This window comes from Bacillus cereus group sp. MYBK195-1, from assembly GCF_051916605.1.
In the GTDB taxonomy this organism is placed as follows: domain Bacteria; phylum Bacillota; class Bacilli; order Bacillales; family Bacillaceae_G; genus Bacillus_A; species Bacillus_A cereus.
Genome location: NZ_JBQAGZ010000003.1, coordinates 22,638 through 43,488, shown reverse-complemented (window position 1 = coordinate 43,488; position 20,851 = coordinate 22,638). Strand labels below are relative to the sequence as shown.

Below are 20,851 nucleotides of genomic sequence, written 5' to 3'. Positions count from 1 at the left end.
TTACTTACCTTTTACTTTAAAAGATATTGCTGTAACTTCTTTATTAACAGTTCCATCCCGTTTGGACTTACAATAATCTTCCCATTCGCTAACGAAATATTGCTGTCTGAAATATCTCCTGTAAGTGCACAAGCTCTTGGAGATTGATATTTTCGTAAAATAATCTGATCCTCTTCTATAAACATTTCAAGAGAATCTTTTTCTACAATTCCTAAACTCCGTCTTATTTCCATTGGAATAACAATACGCCCCATACTATCTGCTTTACGAGTAATTCCTCTTGATTTCATAAAATGCCACCCTTTATATTTATCTAATATTACGGTATTCATTTTAGCAATAAACAACAATTAGGAATAGTTCGTATTACAGTACTTTTTTTAGAAATAAATAACAATTAGGAATAGTTTATGTTAAAATTCTTTCTTGTTTATTCTTGATTTTTAATATATTTTTCCTTGATCATTTTTATATATTGTTTTCTTTCAGTTAGTTCAAATATAAATAATGCTTTTTTTACGTCTGTTAAACCAACTTCATTAGAGTGCTGAACTTTCAATAAAATTGCACCTTTTTCAAAAAACAATTCACCTAATAAGTATAAAGTATTCATATTTATGGCTAATTTTATGCCTATTTCACTATACTTTATTGCTTCTTCATATTGATTTGCAAGGTGTAAACATTTTGTTAACGTATGAATGAGTCTTAATTTGATTTCTTTTTCTCTAGGAAATTCTATCTTATTAAAATTAATTAAACTTTGTTTTAATATATTTATACTTTTCTCATACTCTTCATTTTCTGCATGTATTATAGCAATTGAATTCATTATGCTTATTTCTTTTTCTGATAAAAAGTGAGTACTACTTAAGGTTTGTTTTAGTGCTCTATTTAAAATGTCAAAAGCATTACTTGTTGCTCCATTTACATAATATATAGCAATCGCTTCATGCCATAATAGAAATTGTTTATCTTCTTTTGATTGGAAATTATCATCATTTTTCTCTTTTTTTACTATTTCGTAAAGCTCATTATATTGTTTTTGTTTTACACAATCTCTCATTACACATTTTACATTTTCAATATATTTTATTTTTTTATTTTTGGTTAGTGCGAATATATAATTTGGATCAATACCAAGTCTTTCAGATAATTGATACAACAATATGCTAGATGGATAAATAATACCTTTTTCTATCTTACTAATTTGACTTTGTGAACATATTCCATGACATAATTCAGATTGTGACATGTTTTTTTTCTTTCTAAGTTCTTTAATAATAATACCAAGATTGTAGAATTCCATCTTTCCTCCCTCAAATGTAACACTTTATGAGTATAAGAATATTTTCCAACTTTTAATGTAATGTAAAATTGATATAGTTACAATTACTAATTATATGGATTTATAGTTTCTTTTACAAACTTGTACCACAATACGAGAAATTATTAAAATATGGTTCACCAATAATCAATGTGCGTTTTATTCACCCCCACTGATTATTAGTCCATCCCAGGCAGGCGTTTACAGGGAGTCCGACTTCTTTGCCACATCTAGATTTTGAGGTGGGAGTCTTACTACCCGCAAATAGCCGGATTAAAATAAATATGATTTTTCACCTTTATTTCTTTTAATAGTTTCTTTTGATATTTATATAAATAATTTCGAAGGAGCGTATTTTATGAAAAGAATGTTGACCGAAAGAGAGTTAGAAGTGGCTATTTATGTAGCAAAAGGATATACGGATGCAGAAATTTCCAAAAAAATATATGTTACCCCTCGAAGAATTTCAACGATAATTAATCATATTAAAGAAAAATGGCATATTAATTCTAGAGTGGAATTAGGTATTTTAGTTTATCATTATGGTTTTATAGATGCACCCTTATTTTCAAATAAAAAAATTCAGCTATGTAAAAAGGTTGTACAATAGATAGCGGAATATAACGAGTTTAAATTGCAAATAAAAATAGAAGAGCAAACAAACTTTTATTATTTGGTTTACTCCATCACTTTTTAAATTTCAGACATTAATATAAAAAGGTTAGAGAATTAACTTCTCTAACCTTTTTATATACACTATTAGGTTTCAAACAGTAAAGATGCCCTAATGCTACCATTGATCCTGTTCCCTATTCAACCTTGTATAAACAAAAAAAATCAGACATTACCACTATTCAAAACCAGTTACAATTCTCTCTTTCATTTTCTGTATTACTTCAGTGCTCAATACTTTTTGCCCAGCAGGAAGTTTTAATATGGCAGCGGCACCTTTACTAAGGTATATTTCTTGATCATTATTTTGATTTACTACCAATATTCCTTGCCCTTCAAATTCGAAATAACTAATATCTTTTGTTTCATTTGTATTATTTTTTATTGCTTTATATAATCCATATAAATCTTTACTTCTATTTTCTCCGCCCGTTCGAATCGGTTCAGTATCATTCGCAACAATTAGTCCTTCTGGCTGCTCACCCTTCATAATAAACCACAGCTTTTCATTTGTTGGTAATAGTAAATTCTTAAATTCAGAGCTATTTAAAATTTGCTGTGCTGGAATTGTTTCATAGATTGGTAACGAAAATGGAGATGTTGTTATTTTTTCAAAACTTAAATTTTCAGAAGAACTTCCCTTACTATATTGATAATCTTTTAATGCGATCGATTGTACTGATTCACTTTTATTTTTTGATGCATAACTAATTTTACTAGCGAAAATAATAACGGTCATTAAGCACATGCACAGTATCACAAGCTTAAGTAGTTTTCCCATTTATGAACCCCCGCTTTTAATATTATTAGTTTGCATGGATATTATAAACAGTTTCACTCCACCAAAAATTATTATTGTTATGGAACGTACTGAAATTATGATTATAATGATCACCATACCAAGGGTCCATGTATGTTATATAATCTGTTCCATTTGTCCCTTTATAAAATCCATCAAGTACTAGAAAGTGTCCGATGTTAGCTCCATTTTGCCACATAATGAGTGCAATCATCGGCTGATTACTATTAATTTGACTTTTGAACCAATCATAAGATTTTGCTCCAGAACTTATAGCTGAGCTAACACCATATCCCGATAATCCATATTGTATTTCACGTGAAGTTGCAGGATTATTATATGATCCACCCTTAACATACCTAACATACTGATCTTGTGAAGGAGTTTTCCCAAAATAATTTAAAACTGAAACCGAAGTGCCTGCCCAACACCAATTTGATCTTTCTTGTAATATGTTAGGTACAGATAATTTACGGTCTGTTGGTGTACTTGGGGGATTTCCATTAATATACGCTGACGTTACATATACTTTTTTTCCATCTTTAAAATAATAAAACCAACGATTATCTAAATTTCCTGTCCAGTAATCTTTAACCGCTTCACCATACTCCCATCCTTTAAAAGATACTTTTTTATTTCCGGGAATCACATCTACAATATTTGCATTCAAACTTTTTGCCTCTCTAACATTTACATTCAATGGAGCTGTTGTTCCTGAAAATTCAACTTCTTCTGCTATTATTTTCTGAACACCAATAAAACTAAATGTGAAAAACAATAAAAACATACAAACAATAAAATGCTTTCTTTCCTTCATTTCTCCACCCCTTCATTAGTACTAAAAAACATCAACAATTCATCCTTATTAATTGTTCAAGCTTAATATTACATACTAACGAAAAATGACTTCTCATAAAGTGAAACTTTAATCAGTAGTGGTTTTATTCATCCCCCACGATTATTAGTTGAACCAATCGGGCTGCCCGGCAAATAGCGGGATAAATTCCAATACAAAAAAGGAGCCTATAAATTTTTATAGGCTCCTTTTTATTTCGTCGTTATTACTTAGCTAATTCTTTCGTACCCTTCATTACATCAATGAAGAATCCCCAGTTATTCACTACAGAAGAGATACTGATATGTTCATCTGGAGTGTGGACGTTGAAAATGTCTGGTCCGAATGAAATTGCATCTAATTCAGGCATCTTTTGAACGAATGCGCTACACTCAATCCCCGCATGCACAGCGAAGATTTCAATTTCTTTATTGTATTTTTCTTGATGTACTTTTTCAAATAAATTACGAATTTGTGAGTTTGGATTGTATGGCCATTCTGGATACTCTGACTCTATTTCAAATGTAGCACCAACTAATTCAGCAATATATTTGATTTCTTCTGTAACATGTTGTTTTAAACTACTTACAGAACTTCGCACTTCGTTACGTAATTTAATTTCATCTTGCAACGTTTCAATAACGCCTAAATTTGTTGAGCTTTCTACAAGACCTTTAATATCCATGCTCATACTTTGAATGCCATTCGGAATTAAGAATAATGATGAAATAAGCTGCTTTTGTGTCTCTTTAGCAAATACTTTTTCAACTGTTTCATCCAATTTTGTCAGTGTAACATGAACATCTGGATCAACAGCACGCATTTCTTCTTGTAATACACGTGTCCATGATTCTAGTTTTTCTTCTACTTGTCCTACATCTTCTGTACGAATTAAAATTGTAGCTACACTTTCACGCGGAATTGCATTCGTTTTTAATCCGCCGTGAACTTCACTTATGTAAAACTCCGTACGTGCTGATAAATCACGTAATACTCGTCCTAATACTTTGTTCGCATTACCGCGTTGTTTATCAATCTCCATACCAGAATGTCCGCCTTTTAGACCACCAACATATAGACGGTATGCATCCATATTCGCTGGCGCTTCATCCCAAATTACGGGAATTGTTTCAACAGCTTTCGCACCACCTGCACTACTTACAAGTAATTTATGATCTTCTTCAGAATCAATATTTATAAATATCTTTCCTTCAAAATGATTTGGATCAATAGCAAAAGCCCCGCCCATTGTCGTTTCTTCTTCAGTAGTGATAACGACTTCAAGTGCTGGATGCGGAATTTCTTTCGAATCTAATAAAGCTAATGCATACGCAACTGCAATACCATTATCAGCACCTAGAGTTGTTTGATTTGCATATAACATGTCCCCAATGATTCGTAATTCAATTGGATCTTTTTCAAAATCATGTACTGTTGCTTGATTTTTTTCGCAAACCATATCCATATGACCTTGAATAATAATAGCTGGTACATTTTCATAACCAGCTGTTGCTTCTTTTTTAATAATGACATTTAATGCTTCATCTTGAATGACTTCTAAGTCACGCTCTTTTGCAAAGCCCACTAAATAATCACTAATTTCCTTTTCATTACCTGATCCTCTAGGAATCTTTGAAATTTCTGCAAAATGATAAAATACAGGGTGCTTTGTTAATTGTTCTAAAGTAGAATACATTTTTCAAGCTCCTCTCAAAATGAAAAAATAGTATGTAAGTCTTTTATCATTATACCATGATTCATTATTTTACCTTTCTTTTAACTTTTATTGTTCATTTTATGTACAACACTCTTACAATATTGTAAGGGCGTTGTAAGCTATATCGATTTTTCTCATTTAATAATAGTCGTATACTTTTTAAAGAAACACATTAAAGGAGATAAAGAAAATGAAAAAGTTTTTAGCAATTATTACACTATGTTTATTATTTTTTAGTTTTACTATTGGCTGTGAGAGAGCGTCACTAAATAGAATTGGTAAGGATGTATATTACATGCAGATAAAAGGCGAAGGAACTATCGAAAAAGTAGATGGTAGAAACTTACGAAACTATACGCTGCCCGCATATGATGAAGATGGTGTCAAAAAACAAATTACATTTAGAAGTACAAAAAAAGAAAACAACCATAAATTAAATGAAGACGCGTTTTTACGCCTTTATGTAGATCAAGATGATAATAGCAAAAATGAAATATCATCAATTGAAGTAAAGTCCTATGAAGAGATTCAGAAAGCAGATTTACCTGAAAAAGTAAAAGATAAGTTTACTATTAAATAAAAAAACAAAAGAAAATGCTCTATGCATTTTCTTTTGTTTTTTTCACCTGTATATATTTTGAACTACTATTATTCATCAGTTTCTCTAACCGATTTATACTCTCCGTTAATGCACCTTTCACAAGAGAGAAATCTGTATTGGATTCTTCTTTTTTTTCTTTAAAAAACGAAGACTTTTGTACATTGACTTCAGCCATCTCTTCTCCCCCTTTTCAAAAAGATACAACCTTTTATTTATATTATATAGCAAATGTAAAAAGAGTGTACACTTATGATTTTCTTTTTAATTCTTCTTCTAATTCTTCTACTTGCTGCAACGTATCCCCTTTTATTAAAGAGAAATCTGTTGTATCTTCGTTATCTTCTTTAAAAAAATCATTGTCATAATCTTTTACCACTACAATCACCTCTACATGCTAGTGTAGGAATGATTGTCCAATTTTATTCAACTTTGTCGGATTTTGTTTTTAATTTATGTATAGAAGAAAAGGACAGAAAAAGATTCTGTCCTTATTTACTAAAATAACTATGATGTATTGTTAAATTATATACATTTTCAAAATCCCGATCTTGCAGGTTATTTTTCTTTCCATCAATAACAATGAAAACGTCACTTACTATTTTTGCTGGTATAACCCCGACATTTTCTACTTGCACCGCTTTCTGCTCATTCAATTGCTCGATATGTTCTAACGGAACGATAATACTAAATTGCGAGCGAATACCACGAAAGTTTGTATTTAATTCTTTCGCGGCTTCAAAAACAACAATTTTCGCGCCAATCTTTTCCCCGTATGAATCTAAAAATGCATTTAAGCTCTTTGTATATTCCTCTTCCGTATGCCATTCCATCGTACCGAATACTGCTGGATTAACATTTTGAATAATTGTCGTGTATATTTCTCCTCTTGCTTTAGATGCAATTAATGATCGTTTTATGGATTGAACTGTCTTGCCAATATCGCTAAATTTTGCACCCCATATTTCTGAAATATTAGGCGTTAAAATGAACGCAATATCAACAAAAATAACCATTGCAGTAAACATTAAAAGATTTTTCCAGAGGGTTAAATCGATTCCTTTTATCATGAAATACACGGTGACAGATATGATAAACAAACCATACCAAGTCTTTCTAATACGTTGCTTCTTCTCCTCGTACAACTCTTCATTTTTCCAATAAAAGAAAACAAGGACTACAAAGACAATCGCTAAAACAAATAAGCCAATTCGAATGTTAGAGATCATTAATCACATCACCCTCCATTCAAAAACTACTCACGATATCATTACATGCGCAAGCTGCTCTCTTTATGACAAAAGACGTGGACAAGCTTCTAAAATTAGCTACATCGCATATATATTAGAAGGTACCACGTCTTTTATCCTGCTATTTGTGAGCAGTAAGACCCCACTGATTAAAATTTCACTTTACCATGAGTCTATATTGTATATGTAGACAAGCATTCATTTCAAATTTTCGTATTAAAAAGAAATATGTTTCGGAATTTCCCCTTCAGGTACTTCTCCATCCATACTTAAATAATAATGACGAATCGGACGTAAGTTTTCGTCTAATTCATAAACAAGCGGAATGCTAGTTGGAATATTTAATGAAACTACACCATCACTTGAAAGGTTGTCTAAATATTTTACTAGCGAGCGAATTGTGTTACCGTGTGATGAAATAATTACTTTATTACCACTTTTTAATGTCGGCGCAATTTCTGAATGCCAATAAGCAAGTACTCTCTTCTCCGTATCCTCTAAACATTCAGTTAATGGAAATTCACCTTTTTTGAGTGTTTTATATCTTGGATCGGTCGCTTCATATCGAGGATCGTCTTCAGTAAGAGCCGGTGGTCTTACATCAACACTTCTTCTCCAAATATGAACTTGCTCCTCACCATATTTTTGAGCAGTTTCATCTTTATTCAACCCTTGCAATGCACCATAATGTCTTTCATTTAGCTTCCAAGATTTATGTATTGGGACCCAAGTAAGATCCATCTCATGAAGTACAATCCATAACGTCCGAATTGCGCGTTTTAATACAGATGTATAAGCCACATCAAAAGTATATCCGTTTTTCTTTAATATTGCTCCTGCTTCTCTCGCTTCACTTAATCCATTCTCTGATAGATCAACATCTGTCCATCCAGTAAAGCGATTTTCAAGATTCCATAAACTTTGTCCGTGACGAATAAGTACAAGTTTTATCATTATAATTCCCCTTTCGGAAATGTGAATTTTATTGTTCCATTACGTACACGTATAAAGTATCTAGTAATGTATCTTTTTATCCATTCACTCTATGACCAATCGATAGTTGCCAAATGTATGGATAAAATTTGTTCTTTTTCAAACGATAAAAACAGAAGCTTTTTCATTATTTTTGATCGACTGGTATTTCCCGTTTCGATATCCAAGCATCAAAACCTGATCGGCTATTTGCCATTTCATTCATAACTTGGTGCCAATTGTCCTCACATGATTCACCAAATTTTGAAAAAATAGCACCCATTTGTTGTCTTTGTACATCACTCAGTTTTTTCTCTAAATCTGTACCTTTTTCTGTTAAAGACAACTGTTTCACACGTCGATCATGCATAGCTTCATTACTCTCAATTAAGCCCTTTTCCACAAGTTGACGTAGCGGCCCGTGGAGAGCTTGTTTACTTATTTCTAATAGTGATAATAACTCATTTACACTTATCCCTGGAAAACGTGCGATAAAAAATAAAATTCGATGATGTACTCGTTGAATGCCATATTCTTTTATAATTTCATCTGGCTTTTCAGTAAATGTTTTATATGCAAAATAAAATAATGCTAATGCCTCATTCATCTGCTCTTCTTTATGTTGTGTCATCTACTTTCCCCCTGTATGTAAATTATACCACAATCTAGTAATGAATATTTTAATCAACGCATTAGAACTTCTTTAGTCTATTGAAACATTCATTGCATAATTAGGAGATGATTCATTTGAAAAAACAATATACTGTAAGTACATATTTATTGGATAGACTACACGAATTAGGAATTGAACATATATTTGGGGTTCCTGGTGATTATAATCTTGCCTTTTTAGATGATGTGATAGCACATAAAAGTTTAAAATGGATTGGCAATTGTAATGAATTAAATGCTGCATATGCAGCAGATGGGTACGCTCGCATAAAAGGAATCGCTGCTCTTATTACTACTTTCGGTGTCGGAGAATTAAGCGCCATTAACGGCATTGCTGGCTCATATGCAGAAAACGTACCAGTTATAAAAATCACGGGTACGCCACCAACAAAAGTAATGGAAAATGGAGCAATCGTTCATCATACGTTAGGCGATGGAAAGTTCGACCACTTTTCCAATATGTATCGAGAAATCACTGTGGCACAAACAAATGTAACACCTGAGCATGCTGTTGAGGAAATTGACCGTGTTTTACGTGCATGTTGGAATGAAAAACGCCCTGTTCATATTAATTTGCCGATTGATGTGTATAATAAACCAATTAATAAACCTACAGAACCAATTTTATATAAACCGATTTTAAGTAATAAAGAAGCGTTGGATAAAATGCTTCTACATGCCACTTCAAAAATAAAAAACGCCAAAAAACCTGTTATTTTAGCTGATTTTGAAGTAGATCGATTTCACGCTAAAGAAAATTTACATCAATTCGTAGAAAAAACTGGGTTTCCCATCGCGACGTTAAGTATGGGAAAAGGAATATTCCCAGAAAAACACCCTCAATTTATAGGTGTTTATACTGGTGATGTAAGTTCTCCGTACTTGCGAAAAAGAATTGATGAGTCTGATTGTATTATTAGTATTGGTGTGAAGTTAACTGATACTATTACAGGCGGCTTCACACAAGGTTTTACAAAAGAACAAGTGATAGAAATCCATCCCTACACTGTGAAAATTATAGATAAAAAATACGGTCCAGTTGTAATGCAGGATGTTTTACAACATTTAAGTGATTTAATTGAGCATCGTAATAAAAATACCCTTGACATTAAGCCATTTATTTTAGAATCATCACCTTTTACTGAAGAGTTCAATCCAAAAGCACAAATGATCACACAAAAACGTTTTTGGCAGCATATATACCATTTCTTACAAGAAAACGACGTCTTAATTGTAGAGCAAGGAACACCTTTCTTTGGTAGCGCTGCTATCCCTCTACCTAATAACACTGCATATGTAGGACAACCGTTATGGGGATCTATCGGATATACACTGCCCGCTCTACTTGGTACACAGCTCGCCAATTTATCACGGCGCAACATTTTAATTATTGGTGATGGTTCTTTCCAAGTAACTGCCCAAGAGTTATCAACTATACTACGTCAAAATTTAAAACCGATTATATTTTTAATCAATAACAACGGATACACTGTTGAACGTGCCATTCACGGCCAAAACCAACCTTATAATGACATACAGATGTGGGATTACAATAAACTATCAATGATATTTGGATCAGAAGAAAAAAGTCTAACATTTAAAGTAGAAAATGAAGCAGAATTAGCAGAAACCTTAGCAAATATAATTTTTAATAAGAATCAACTTATCTTTATTGAAGTTATAATGAGCCAAAGCGATCAACCTGAATTGTTAGCTAAACTCGGGAAAAGATTCGGTCAGCAAAATTCTTAATATAAAAGCATAACCTAATTATACAACTAGTAGTGTAAAGCTTGTTTTGAGAATAGTTTCGACACTCAAAATACATAAGGAAAAGGATGGAAAGCACCATCCTTTTCTATTTTAAGAGCCTTCTTCGACTAACGCCCCGTGTGACAAGCAAAAATTCTTAATCCATCTTTAACTTTATAGCTTTTGTCGCAATAAATGTTTTAATATGCTTATCTAATATCCTTGTTCCACCAAAATCATCCTCATAAAAACCTGTTATAGCAAAACCAGCTTCAATTTGACCTTGGATTTGGTCTTCTAAAGTATGCGCATATTCTATTGTTTGATTTGAATCGATGTAATCTTGAACTTCATCCTCTGGTAAATAATCCAATGTTGATGAAGGAATTGAATGTTTAACATCCAGAATACCTTTTTGCTCTTGGTTATCATCAAAAATCCATAGTAACGGATTTGTAAATCCAGCAATAAGAACACCTTTATTCTTTAAAACCCTAGAAACTTCATTCCATACAAGATGAACATCTTTTACAAACAAATAAGCTACGCTTTTTCTTTTTTTATTCAGCAAGAGTTAACTGCCAAGATACACCATACTTATCATTTAACCAGCCAAACTTTTTACTAAACGGATAAGAACCTAAAGGCATAAGAATCGCTCCATCCTGCGCTAATTTATGAAAGACCATTTCAATTTCTTCTTCTGTCTCACAAGTTACATAAAGAGACATAGCTGGAGTGAATGTGAAATTATGATTTACATAACTATCAATACACATAAACTCTTGGCCATTTAGCGTAAAAGTTGCATGAATTACAGTTCCCTCTTTACCAGGTCCATTTTCATCGTAGCGAGAAATACTTACAATTTCTGATTGATCAAATAGCGACGTATAAAAATTCATCGCTTCCTCAGCTTTGCCCTCAAACATTAAAAACGTAGTAATTTTTTGATTTGCGTTACTCATATGGAGACAGCCCCTTGCTATGTATTTATGTAAAACATACGCCACCAAAAAACAAACGTATGTTCCTTTTAATATATTGTCTATAAAAACGATGAGTTTGTCAATTATCTACTTTATTATTTCTTCTTAAATAATGCTGTCCAAAGAAATGATTCTCCAAACATTTCTTTCGGTTGTTTCATTTGTTTCATCCTTCTAATCTCAATTACCTCAAATTCTTTAAATATCTCTCTTAACTTTTCTTCCGAGTATGCAAGACCACCTTGTAGACTCCACCCTCTATATACGTCCCAATCTGTTATTTCCGATCCATTTCGCTCATCTAAATCGCCTGCCGCAAAACATATTAATCCGAAATAACCACCCGATTTTAATGAATTTTTAATTAAATCCACATAATTTATTCTTCTATGCGGTGGAATGTGATGCAAACAGCCCGAATCATATACAAAATCAAATTCGTTTTGAACCTCTAAATTAAAAATTGAATCACAAATAAAATGAATTTCTACCTCTTTTGCCAATGCCCTTTCTTTAGCCCAATTAATGCCTTCTACAGATAAATCCACTGCTGTTACATCAAATCCTTGAGTCGCTAAATAAATGGCATTTCTACCTGGACCACATCCAAGTTCTAATACCTTCCCTTTTGAAACTCTCTCTTTTTGTATATACGAAACTAGATTCTCATCTGGAACATTTTCAAAAAACGGAACATCCTTTTCTCTATTCTCATAAAACTCATTCCAAAATGGTTCTGCAGGTCTTAATAATGAATCAAGCATTTTTAAAATGTCTTCTTGTGTGTGTAACATTTCATTTTTCATTAACACCCCTCCACGAATTAATAGTTAGAAAATTATTATATATCTTTTTGAACTTTCAAACAAAGAAAAAAATCCTATATTCAATAGGAGTTTTTGTCTTTAAAATCCGAGTACAGCTAACCATTTTAACAACTTCTCTTCTCGCGCTTTTAAATCATCATTCCTAAACTTGCCTAGTTGTATTTCACTAACAACTTCTCCGTCCGCCATAAAAAGAACTCTTTCTGTTTTCGCTGCTACCTTTACAATATGAGTCACTTAAGAAGGTTACTTTGCTGAAAAATAAAGCTGATTTCGTTAATGGATATTTTTGCTAACGCCTCTTCTTTCATGCATGATATTTCATATAATCATACTTTTCTAATAAAATAACGCTTTTGTTCACTTTTTTGATACATTTACGAAACATTCATGTGTTATCTTCATTAAGTTCTTTTCTTTTTATAATGTCGTGTGAGATATACCAACAGAGGAAGCCCTAGATCCCCTAATCCTAGGGCTTTTTTATAAGAATTTTATACATTTTTTTATTTCCACTAACTCTTTAAATTGTATATACATAATATAAAATTTTCATGTTGTTATATTTTTTGATGGCCTCTTATCTTTCCTTAAAAGGCTTTTTTTTCAAATAACGCTTTTGTTTAATTTATATTTAAAAAGTTCCTTTTCATAAAGACTTCCCTTATATGCTATACTCATTCTTAAATAATTGTATAAGGAATGTTAAAAATGGATGATAGATCGTCAAGACAATGGAAATTGCGACAAAAGTTAAGAGCACTGAAAACCAAAAACAACAATGACACAAACCCTTTATTTAGTGAATGCCTTGAATCCCTAGGAAACGAAACTCTCATTTTCTCCCAAGAAAAAAGCCAGTAGATTGCTACTATTTTAATGAATTCATTTCCTATAACTGTCTCGGGAAGAATAGATTGGGAACAGATAGATAATCAATTCATAGCTTCGAACAAAGAACAACTAATTTCCCTTATTAGAGCAAACCAACTAGATTTTGACGAACAGATTTTTATAATATGGGATAACTATGAAATCCCTGTAGTAAGTACAAATCTTGATAAAGTATTCCAATCACTAGTTGACGTTGATGCAGTCAGTTTTTATTACTGGCTATTAGACAAAGAATATAGATTCGTAATTGAAATAAATGATGAAGAATTGATTAGGGTTGGGTTTCGCTAATACTCTAAGCATATGAAGCTAGTTCCCTTCATTTCTTAATATTTTCTTCGTCAATATAGCTATTATTGTCATTATGAAACTAATAGCAAATATAGGTAAATAAATTTTCGTACTGAATCCTTCGAACATAAAACCATATACGACTTGCCCAATTGGTGCCATACATTGAGATACCGCTGCTATAATTGCCATCACTTTTCCTAGATTTTCATTTGGTGTTTTCTTTTGGACTACAGTAATCACATAGATGGATACAATTGTCATAATCATTGCGATTAGAAGAGAAGAAAGTATAAAGAGGATAAATGGTGGATAGTATCCTAAATTAAGAATAAACGGTGTAACTGATAGTGCCACTGGCATTACTAATAAAGCTATGATAAGCATCCAATTATATAATGTTTTCATCTGTAACTTTTTAGCAAAGAAACCGATTGACAATGCCCCTAATATGGTTGCGAAATCAATTAATCCCATTCCAATTCCATACATCGTATCGCTACTCTGCATAGTTACTCGTAACATAATAGGTCCTCCAACAACAAATAACGGTGTCAAAATTAAGTTTAGTAAAGCTGCAAGTAACATAGCCTTCAAAATAAAAGGTTGCTTTAAAACATAAAGAAAACCTTTTTTCATATCTTTTACAATTGTCGGTATGATATGGCTTTCTTGCGCTCTTTTTATAAAAGGTATTGTAATAAACATTTCTAAAATTGCAGATAAAAAGAAAGCAAGACAACTTGTTATTACGAGCATTTTCAAACCAATTATGCCATATAATATTCCTCCTAGTACAGGTGCAACTATATTAGATAATGCTTGCACACCATTTATGATACCGTTTGCTTGTTCTAACTTTTTCTCTGGAACTAATTGCGGAATACTTGCCATAACAACTGGTGAGTACATTGCACTAATGACTGCTAGTAAAAACATAATTGCTCCAATCAATAAAATAGATACCGATTCAGTTAATAACAAAACTATAAAACTTAATACAATAGCAGCGTTTATAAAATCCAAAATGACCATTACATTACGGCGGTTGAAACGATCTGCTATCGCTCCGCCAAGAGGAGCTAACAAAAACGGGATACTCGTTACCGCATATAACCCCGCAAATATATCGGCACGTCCTGTTATATCTAACACATATAAAGACAGTGCAAAACGTAATAGTGTTGAACCTAAAATAGTAATAATTTGACCACTTACCATTAAGTGAAAATCTTTCAAGGAAGATTGAATACTTGCCGGCATCCACATCACATCCTTCATTTAGCATAGACCGACTGCCGGTCTATAATACCCAAACAGAAAAAAGCTATTTCTGTTTCATTAAAACCTCGATCATATAATTAAAGGACCCTTCTTTCGCTCCAACAGATACTTCCATCATTTTAATATAAGCCTTAGCTCTTCTCATCATTTCTTCCGTTTTCCACTGGAATAAACCATCATCAAATATGACTTGTGCTGAAGAGAGTAATAATTCAATTGTTTCTTGTGGGTATGGAGTATAAAATATGCCTTCTTCTATTCCTTGCTCTAAAACTTCCGTTAATACAGGAGATAAATGTATAATGGATTGCACTAAACTTTTCTGATGCATTTCTGCATTATTTGCTTGATGGAATTGTTGGATCATTTTTTCTTTTACATCTCCTGATTTTGGTGATTGTTCCATTAAAATTTTAAATAACTTATCTAAAACGGGGATATCGGGATTGGAGACAATCCTTTTCGCCTTAGTGACATCCTCTTTAATAATCCTCATAATGATTTCATCCATTACTTCCTCCTTCGACTTAAAATAATGATAAAACGTCCCCTTTGCTATACCAATTTCTTTTAAAATATCATTCACGGTTGTTTTCGTATAACCTTTCGTAAGAAACAAACGCTCAGCTGTTTCTAAAATTTCCTTTCTACGCTCCTCATACTCCTTTACAATTCGCATTCAAGTTCTCCTTCCCACCAGACCGACTGTCGGTCTATTAAAATTATATGTTTAGTTTGCAAAAAGTTTCCTATTATCGTACATATACAACACCATACTTTCCATTTCCTTTATAAATTTTTATTTTTTAACGTCCGCTCAATTTGTTTAAAACGTATCTCATGTTTCTTATCGTCACCTTTCATTTTAGGAAAAGAACGATGCCCTCCGCTTGATCCTATTTTTCTCGATTCTTTATCCAGACGCACAACACTTTGTAGTTTTTCAGCTCCTTCACCACAAGTCAGCACATCTCCTTTACATCGATGACTTCAAAAAATGACAATTGATTCATACGATACGGTTCCCCTCCGTTCGATCTATGTACTTATCAATGGAGTATTTTGTTGAGTTCCAATATGTAATATTGCATATTTCGCACTTTTAATTTTTGCACATGCGATAATTTATTTATAAAAATATAAATTATTAATAAGGGTGATTTATATGAGCAAGTTCCGAAAGAAGATGATTAAATATTTGCAAACATTTTGGGGATGCTTAACATTTGGTGTATTAATGTTTGCTATCTTCTTAATTACGGATTTAACAGATGCATCTTTAAATACATTAGGTTGGAGAGACTGGCTAGGTTCTGTAGCAGGCGCAACCATTTTATCTGTTGGGATGTTTACTTTAAATAAATTGAATTTAAAATAAATATTCGGTCAATACTGTATGTAGGCTGTATGCCAACATTCATTTAAAGTAGTCTTCTCTGTATCTCCTTGTATTGAGCAGTTAGCTTTTGCTAGCCGCTCTTTTATTTTGTTCCGGTTCTTGCCTCTTAAAGAACTCTTTATCTACTTTCCCCCAATAAGTACACATATCTATTCTCCATTGCTACAAAATGAAATCTTTATTTTGTTTTACGCGTCGCTTTTTCAATCAGCCAAGATACAATATTAAAATCATTAGCTTCACCCTTTAAAGATGTTCCGTTCCAAAAGTATTCTTTCATCACTTCAAGTAATTCTTCAACAGCTTCAATTCATCTCATATTCATTTTCCCTTTCTCCCAAATAACTATTTTGTTTTATTAATTAACTGATTAATAAAACAAACAACTTTATTAAACATTCCATGTTTCTTCACCCCTTGAATATTTTTCAAATAAAAATGCATACTATTTTCAAGCCGCCGTATCCACGGCTAATACCTCTTATTTTTTGTTACAGCAAAAGCAGGTAGGTTCTTCACTTATCTGCTTTTGCTGTATATTTTTTAAGAAATCGAAAATAATACCAACAAGCTGTTTGAACAAGCAGCTTCACTCTTCTCGCAATGGGGATGCAAATTATCACAATTAGCTAACTCATTGAGCTCACTGGCAGACAACCAAAATCGTTGTCTGCTTTTTGTATGAGATTTTTCGTTTTACATATACTACTTTTGAACCTGCAGACCAATACGAGCCATTTTGGTGCTTGGGATTTCCCTTCCGGAGATAAGTATCTTTTACTTATCCCTTTTTTGTATAGACATGTATATTTAGGGTAAAACTAATTACAAGCAGATTTTCTGTTTATACGTAGTTCTAAACAAGATTACTTTTTCTCCTATTAAAGGACGGCAGGTACGACTGCTAGTCCTTTTTTCTTATTTCGCATATTATCACTACATTACCTTCATCGTCATAAGCAATTTCCCCATAAGGATGGCAGTGGTGCTTCTCGAGTTCCTCATTGATCAAAACTAACAAATTAGTTTTCCAGTTTCCAACGATCGTACACCAATACGAATTTAATCCTTCATAAACTTCTCTTGTTCTATTTCGATAATTGCGGAATGTGTAATGAAAATACTCGCTCGCTTCAATACCTTTTCTTTTAACCAAAGTGTTCTGCTGAATGATAGTAATACCCTTGCTCTAATGGTTTTGGACTATAAAATTTCCTTTATAAATTTCAAATACGGTGAATGAAATTTTTGTTTTTTCTTGCCATCATCCTTGTTGTATACAAACAAAAAAAGAGCCACAATATTTTGCGACTCTTTTACAATTATAACTATTTAACGACCACGTCTTTGCTGACCTTGCTTTGTACTACCTTTTTTATTACTTGGCTTATTAAATGATCGGTTATTTTCATTTCTCGAACTATTTCTTGAATCACTTCTTGAGCTATTTCTGGAATCACTTCTTGAGCTATTTCTGGAATCACGTCTTGAATCACTTCTTGAACCTTCACGGCTATCTCTTTGACGATTTTGACCTGATTTCTTCGGAGCCGGCTTTGGTACCGGTTTTCCATTTTCATCTACACGTTTTATCTTCGGTTGTTCGATTATTTCTCTTTGTATTGGTGCACCAAGCGTTTTTTCAATTTCTTCTAAATGTTTTTCATCTTTCGCTGCAACGAACGTAATTGCAAGACCTGATCCACCTGCACGTCCTGTTCGGCCAATGCGGTGAATGTAACTTTCTACATCTTCAGGGATATCAAAGTTAAATACGTGCGTTACACCATCTACATCAAGTCCACGAGCTGCTACATCCGTTGCGATTAAGTACTGAATTTTAGCTTCGCGGAAACTCTTCATAACTCTTTCACGTTTCGCTTGAGGTATATCACCATGAAGTTCAGCACAATTATAACCTAATCCTTTTAAATTATCATAAAGCTTACTTGCTCTAACCTTTGTACGACAGAAAATAACAGCTAAAAATGGCTGATCACGATCCATAATAAAACGAAGTGCATCTGGCTTTGCACGGTCTGTCGTCTCAATGACACGCTGCTCAATTGTATCAACCGTTACTTCTTCACTTTGTACTTGAATCATTTGCGGCTCATCCATATAACGCTTCGCCAATTTTTTAATATCTTTTGGCATCGTTGCTGAGAATAACATCGTTTGTTTACTATCAGGTGTCTCATCTAAAATATCTTCAATATCATATAAGAAACCAAAATAAAGCATTTGATCCGCTTCATCTAATACAATCGTTGAAAGATTACTTAAATCAATTGTTTCACGTCGTATATGATCTAATAATCGCCCCGGTGTCGCTACAACAATATGTGTATTACCTTTTAATTTTCTCAATTGTTGTGCTACATCTTGCCCACCATAAATCGCTAGTACATTAATATCTTCTCTTTGAACAAGCATTTTTTTAATTTCAGTTGTAATTTGCAGAGCTAGTTCCCTTGTTGGTGCAACAATTAAAGCCTGAACATCACTAGACTCTGGATCGATTTTTTCTAAAATCGGTAACACGAATGCTAACGTTTTACCCGTTCCTGTTTTCGCCTGCCCAATAATATCTTTACCTGACATAATAACAGGAATTGCCTTCTCTTGAATTGGTGTTGCTTCTGTAATTCCATTTTCACGTAATGTATGATTAAAAGTTTCACTAATTCCTAATTCTAAAAAGTTTTTCAAATAGACCACTTCTTTTCCTTATTTTTCACATTAGCTTTCATTGTACCATTTGTTTCGCCAAATATGAAAAATAAAAAAATTCTTATCTTCTTTTTTTATATTCATCCTGTACTAGATGAACAAAATCTTTTTGCTTTTTCTCAGATTTTATTAATGCTTCCATGTTAGTAGAAGACAAAATGAACTTCTTAATTTTGCTATTACATCAAATAACGAACCCATCTTCTCCCCCCTATACCCTTGCTCAAATTATATATATATTCTTCTTTACATATATATTTCAATTTTACCGAAATATAATGTTACTGATTTGGTTGAAATCGCAAAATATATGAACTAAAAAACCGATCTTTTCGATTTAGGAAAGACCGGTTTTCATTAATTTATACAGTAAGCTTTCCTCCATGATAGCAATAATACTCTGCTGCTTTAAAACTTTTAATCCTGTTTAAAGACTGTTTCGCTTTTTCTATATCCAAACAAAAATTCGGATTAGCTATTACTAACTCACGATTCTCTTGAACAGCCGCATCTCCCGTAATTACACAATCTAAATTCGGAAAATATAATGAAATATGCCCCGAAGTATGTCCTGGCGTCGCTACTATTTGACATTCATTATTCAAAATCATTTGACCATCATGCACTTTTTCATCGACGGAAATATGTTTTATATTTTTTAACTGTTGTATAAACCATTTACCAAATTCTTTTTCTTCATTTGGCATACGTTCTAACATTTCTTCAGCTTGAACTAACCTCTCTGATTTTATATCACCACTAATATAGTTAGATTCAATTTCACTAGCAATAACATTAATTTGAGGATATTTCACTTTAAAATCGTATACAGACCCTAGATGATCATCATCATAATGAGTAATAATTATATTTTTTAAGTTTTTCATCTCATATCCATATTTTAATATTGCATTTTCAATTAAAGGTAAAAAACTTGGATATCCTGTATCGACTAACGTTAATTCATTATGTACTATAATTAAACTTGGATAAACACATTGTTTTTGCCCGTTAAATTCGAATTCAATTGGTAGTTCTATTATTTTCATTTTGCTTCCCCCATACCGCTTATAAAATGCATAATAATAACTAAATCATCCACATACATTTTACAATATATATACTATGTAACGGAACACTATGAATCGTTGCATAATCCACATTATATTATTTTAAACAGGTAATCCCCTATTTTTATGGAAATATATAATTAAGAAAAACAATAAAATTGATTAATCTCTCACTTCTTTGTCCATCCTTTTAAAAAATCTATGTTTTGTAAAAGGAGTGTTTATATGGAGAAACAGACACTTTGGAAAAAGTTCAAAAAAAGCTCTGTAAACCTCGGTAAATCTAGCGTATATGAAAGTATTATTTTATTCTACACAATGAAAAAGAAAAAATTACCTACTAAGGCGAAATTCATAATATTAGCCGCTTTATCTTATTACGTATTAACAATCGATTTCATTCCAGATATAGCTGCTATTATTGGGATTGGCTTATTAGATGATGTTTTAGCAATCGCTGTAGCGCATAAATATGTGATGCGCCATGCAGATGCTGAAATCCGAGAGAAGAGCAAAGTAAAGATGGAATCATTATTTACTTCAGCACAAGCATAATGAAATTATCTAGTCATTTACCTACCTTTTTACTTTCAAATAAAGCTAACTGTAATTAATAATAGTTCCACCTCACTGAATATTACCCTTCACCATGAGAGCATAGCAGAATAAATTCCTAAACAAAAGCATTTCTCTTAGCTCTCAAACCGTAAACAAATAGGGAATCAGCACTTGTTCCTAAGTTCTGACTCCCTTTTATTTGTTCTTATATC

The 20,851-nt window shown here is 32.4% G+C and carries 22 protein-coding genes and 3 pseudogenes; 6 read left to right on the top strand and 19 right to left on the bottom strand.

The genetic code is table 11. From position 1 onward, the window contains the following. Positions 1 to 11: 11 nt before the first annotated feature. Together ACTFRY_RS16130 and ACTFRY_RS16125 are read right to left on the bottom strand one after the other, a co-directional pair. Positions 12 to 290 carry an AbrB/MazE/SpoVT family DNA-binding domain-containing protein gene (locus ACTFRY_RS16130; protein WP_000842216.1) on the bottom strand — a complete coding sequence of 93 codons (279 nt, stop codon included), beginning with the start codon at positions 288 to 290 and terminating at the stop codon, positions 12 to 14. Between the two features lie 140 nt (positions 291 to 430). After that, positions 431 to 1,309, bottom strand: coding sequence for a helix-turn-helix domain-containing protein (locus ACTFRY_RS16125; RefSeq protein ID WP_098616542.1), 879 nt, complete (start codon positions 1,307 to 1,309; stop codon positions 431 to 433). Positions 1,310 to 1,685: 376 nt separating this feature from the next. Between ACTFRY_RS16125 and ACTFRY_RS16120 the strand changes: the two genes are divergently transcribed. Continuing rightward, positions 1,686 to 1,937, top strand: coding sequence for a response regulator transcription factor (locus ACTFRY_RS16120; RefSeq protein ID WP_000827560.1), 252 nt, complete (start codon positions 1,686 to 1,688; stop codon positions 1,935 to 1,937). 240 nt (positions 1,938 to 2,177) lie between these two features. Here the strand turns inward: ACTFRY_RS16120 and ACTFRY_RS16115 are convergent, their stop codons facing one another. The 3 genes from ACTFRY_RS16115 to pepD form a co-directional block, all read right to left on the bottom strand. Continuing rightward, positions 2,178 to 2,780: a hypothetical protein gene (locus tag ACTFRY_RS16115; RefSeq protein ID WP_440032362.1), complete on the bottom strand. Its 603-nt coding sequence runs from the start codon at positions 2,778 to 2,780 to the stop codon at positions 2,178 to 2,180. A 25-nt stretch (positions 2,781 to 2,805) separates the two neighbouring features. Then, on the bottom strand, positions 2,806 to 3,615 hold the full coding sequence (locus ACTFRY_RS16110) for a papain-like cysteine protease family protein (RefSeq protein ID WP_000664542.1): 810 nt from the start codon (positions 3,613 to 3,615) through the stop codon (positions 2,806 to 2,808). A 244-nt stretch (positions 3,616 to 3,859) separates the two neighbouring features. Further along, positions 3,860 to 5,329, bottom strand: a complete 1,470-nt coding sequence (gene pepD, locus ACTFRY_RS16105) for a beta-Ala-His dipeptidase (RefSeq protein WP_098616541.1) — start codon at positions 5,327 to 5,329, stop codon at positions 3,860 to 3,862. 211 nt (positions 5,330 to 5,540) lie between these two features. Between pepD and ACTFRY_RS16100 the strand changes: the two genes are divergently transcribed. Then, positions 5,541 to 5,930: a YxeA family protein gene (locus tag ACTFRY_RS16100; protein ID WP_000713864.1), complete on the top strand. Its 390-nt coding sequence runs from the start codon at positions 5,541 to 5,543 to the stop codon at positions 5,928 to 5,930. 19 nt (positions 5,931 to 5,949) lie between these two features. Here the strand turns inward: ACTFRY_RS16100 and spoIISB are convergent, their stop codons facing one another. The 5 genes from spoIISB to ACTFRY_RS16075 all read right to left on the bottom strand — a co-directional run bounded on the left by spoIISB (position 5,950) and on the right by ACTFRY_RS16075 (position 8,801). Beyond that, complete coding sequence (spoIISB, locus tag ACTFRY_RS16095) at positions 5,950 to 6,126, bottom strand: stage II sporulation protein SB (protein ID WP_440032361.1); 177 nt, start codon at positions 6,124 to 6,126, stop codon at positions 5,950 to 5,952. Between the two features lie 72 nt (positions 6,127 to 6,198). Further along, positions 6,199 to 6,327 carry a hypothetical protein gene (locus ACTFRY_RS16090; RefSeq protein WP_000237818.1) on the bottom strand — a complete coding sequence of 43 codons (129 nt, stop codon included), beginning with the start codon at positions 6,325 to 6,327 and terminating at the stop codon, positions 6,199 to 6,201. A 112-nt stretch (positions 6,328 to 6,439) separates the two neighbouring features. Next, positions 6,440 to 7,177, bottom strand: a complete 738-nt coding sequence (locus ACTFRY_RS16085) for a type II toxin-antitoxin system SpoIISA family toxin (RefSeq protein ID WP_044797536.1) — start codon at positions 7,175 to 7,177, stop codon at positions 6,440 to 6,442. Between the two features lie 237 nt (positions 7,178 to 7,414). Further along, positions 7,415 to 8,152, bottom strand: a complete 738-nt coding sequence (gpmA, locus tag ACTFRY_RS16080) for a 2,3-diphosphoglycerate-dependent phosphoglycerate mutase (protein ID WP_000594152.1) — start codon at positions 8,150 to 8,152, stop codon at positions 7,415 to 7,417. A 166-nt stretch (positions 8,153 to 8,318) separates the two neighbouring features. Beyond that, on the bottom strand, positions 8,319 to 8,801 hold the full coding sequence (locus tag ACTFRY_RS16075) for a MarR family winged helix-turn-helix transcriptional regulator (RefSeq protein WP_000191888.1): 483 nt from the start codon (positions 8,799 to 8,801) through the stop codon (positions 8,319 to 8,321). 107 nt (positions 8,802 to 8,908) lie between these two features. On the opposite strand from ACTFRY_RS16075, the gene ACTFRY_RS16070 reads away from it, so the two are divergent. After that, positions 8,909 to 10,594, top strand: a complete 1,686-nt coding sequence (locus ACTFRY_RS16070) for an alpha-keto acid decarboxylase family protein (RefSeq protein WP_001999835.1) — start codon at positions 8,909 to 8,911, stop codon at positions 10,592 to 10,594. A 157-nt stretch (positions 10,595 to 10,751) separates the two neighbouring features. Here ACTFRY_RS16070 and ACTFRY_RS16065 read toward each other — a convergent pair. From ACTFRY_RS16065 to ACTFRY_RS16050, 4 genes and pseudogenes are all read right to left on the bottom strand, one after another. After that, positions 10,752 to 11,141, bottom strand: a pseudogene (locus ACTFRY_RS16065) (SAM-dependent methyltransferase); the annotation flags it as partial. A 13-nt stretch (positions 11,142 to 11,154) separates the two neighbouring features. Beyond that, a complete protein-coding gene (locus tag ACTFRY_RS16060) occupies positions 11,155 to 11,562 on the bottom strand; it encodes a VOC family protein (RefSeq protein WP_000063588.1) in 408 nt (135 codons plus the stop codon). 116 nt (positions 11,563 to 11,678) lie between these two features. After that, positions 11,679 to 12,389 (bottom strand): class I SAM-dependent methyltransferase, encoded by a 711-nt coding sequence (locus ACTFRY_RS16055; RefSeq protein WP_098616540.1) that lies wholly within the window; start codon positions 12,387 to 12,389, stop codon positions 11,679 to 11,681. Between the two features lie 99 nt (positions 12,390 to 12,488). Next, positions 12,489 to 12,647: pseudogene (locus ACTFRY_RS16050) on the bottom strand (ABC transporter ATP-binding protein); the annotation flags it as partial. A gap of 474 nt (positions 12,648 to 13,121) precedes the next feature. Here ACTFRY_RS16050 and ACTFRY_RS16045 point away from each other — a divergent pair. Beyond that, positions 13,122 to 13,595, top strand: a pseudogene (locus ACTFRY_RS16045) (CDI toxin immunity protein). Between the two features lie 18 nt (positions 13,596 to 13,613). On the opposite strand, the gene ACTFRY_RS16040 reads toward ACTFRY_RS16045, so the two are convergent. From ACTFRY_RS16040 to ACTFRY_RS16030, 3 genes are all read right to left on the bottom strand, one after another. Next, entirely contained in the window at positions 13,614 to 14,858 is a 1,245-nt protein-coding gene (locus ACTFRY_RS16040) for an MFS transporter (protein ID WP_136986488.1), read from the bottom strand. 64 nt (positions 14,859 to 14,922) lie between these two features. After that, positions 14,923 to 15,558, bottom strand: coding sequence for a TetR/AcrR family transcriptional regulator (locus tag ACTFRY_RS16035; RefSeq protein WP_098616538.1), 636 nt, complete (start codon positions 15,556 to 15,558; stop codon positions 14,923 to 14,925). 110 nt (positions 15,559 to 15,668) lie between these two features. Beyond that, entirely contained in the window at positions 15,669 to 15,848 is a 180-nt protein-coding gene (locus ACTFRY_RS16030) for a hypothetical protein (protein WP_001999829.1), read from the bottom strand. 196 nt (positions 15,849 to 16,044) lie between these two features. Here ACTFRY_RS16030 and ACTFRY_RS16025 point away from each other — a divergent pair, with 196 nt between their 5' ends. Then, entirely contained in the window at positions 16,045 to 16,257 is a 213-nt protein-coding gene (locus ACTFRY_RS16025) for a hypothetical protein (protein WP_000033163.1), read from the top strand. Positions 16,258 to 17,610: 1,353 nt separating this feature from the next. Here the strand turns inward: ACTFRY_RS16025 and ACTFRY_RS16020 are convergent. Beyond that, a complete protein-coding gene (locus ACTFRY_RS16020) occupies positions 17,611 to 18,999 on the bottom strand; it encodes a DEAD/DEAH box helicase (protein ID WP_136986634.1) in 1,389 nt (462 codons plus the stop codon). 374 nt (positions 19,000 to 19,373) lie between these two features. Next, positions 19,374 to 20,060 (bottom strand): MBL fold metallo-hydrolase, encoded by a 687-nt coding sequence (locus ACTFRY_RS16015; protein ID WP_098616537.1) that lies wholly within the window; start codon positions 20,058 to 20,060, stop codon positions 19,374 to 19,376. Positions 20,061 to 20,306: 246 nt separating this feature from the next. On the opposite strand from ACTFRY_RS16015, the gene ACTFRY_RS16010 reads away from it, so the two are divergent. Then, positions 20,307 to 20,636 carry a YkvA family protein gene (locus tag ACTFRY_RS16010; protein ID WP_086392413.1) on the top strand — a complete coding sequence of 110 codons (330 nt, stop codon included), beginning with the start codon at positions 20,307 to 20,309 and terminating at the stop codon, positions 20,634 to 20,636. Positions 20,637 to 20,851: the final 215 nt, after the last annotated feature.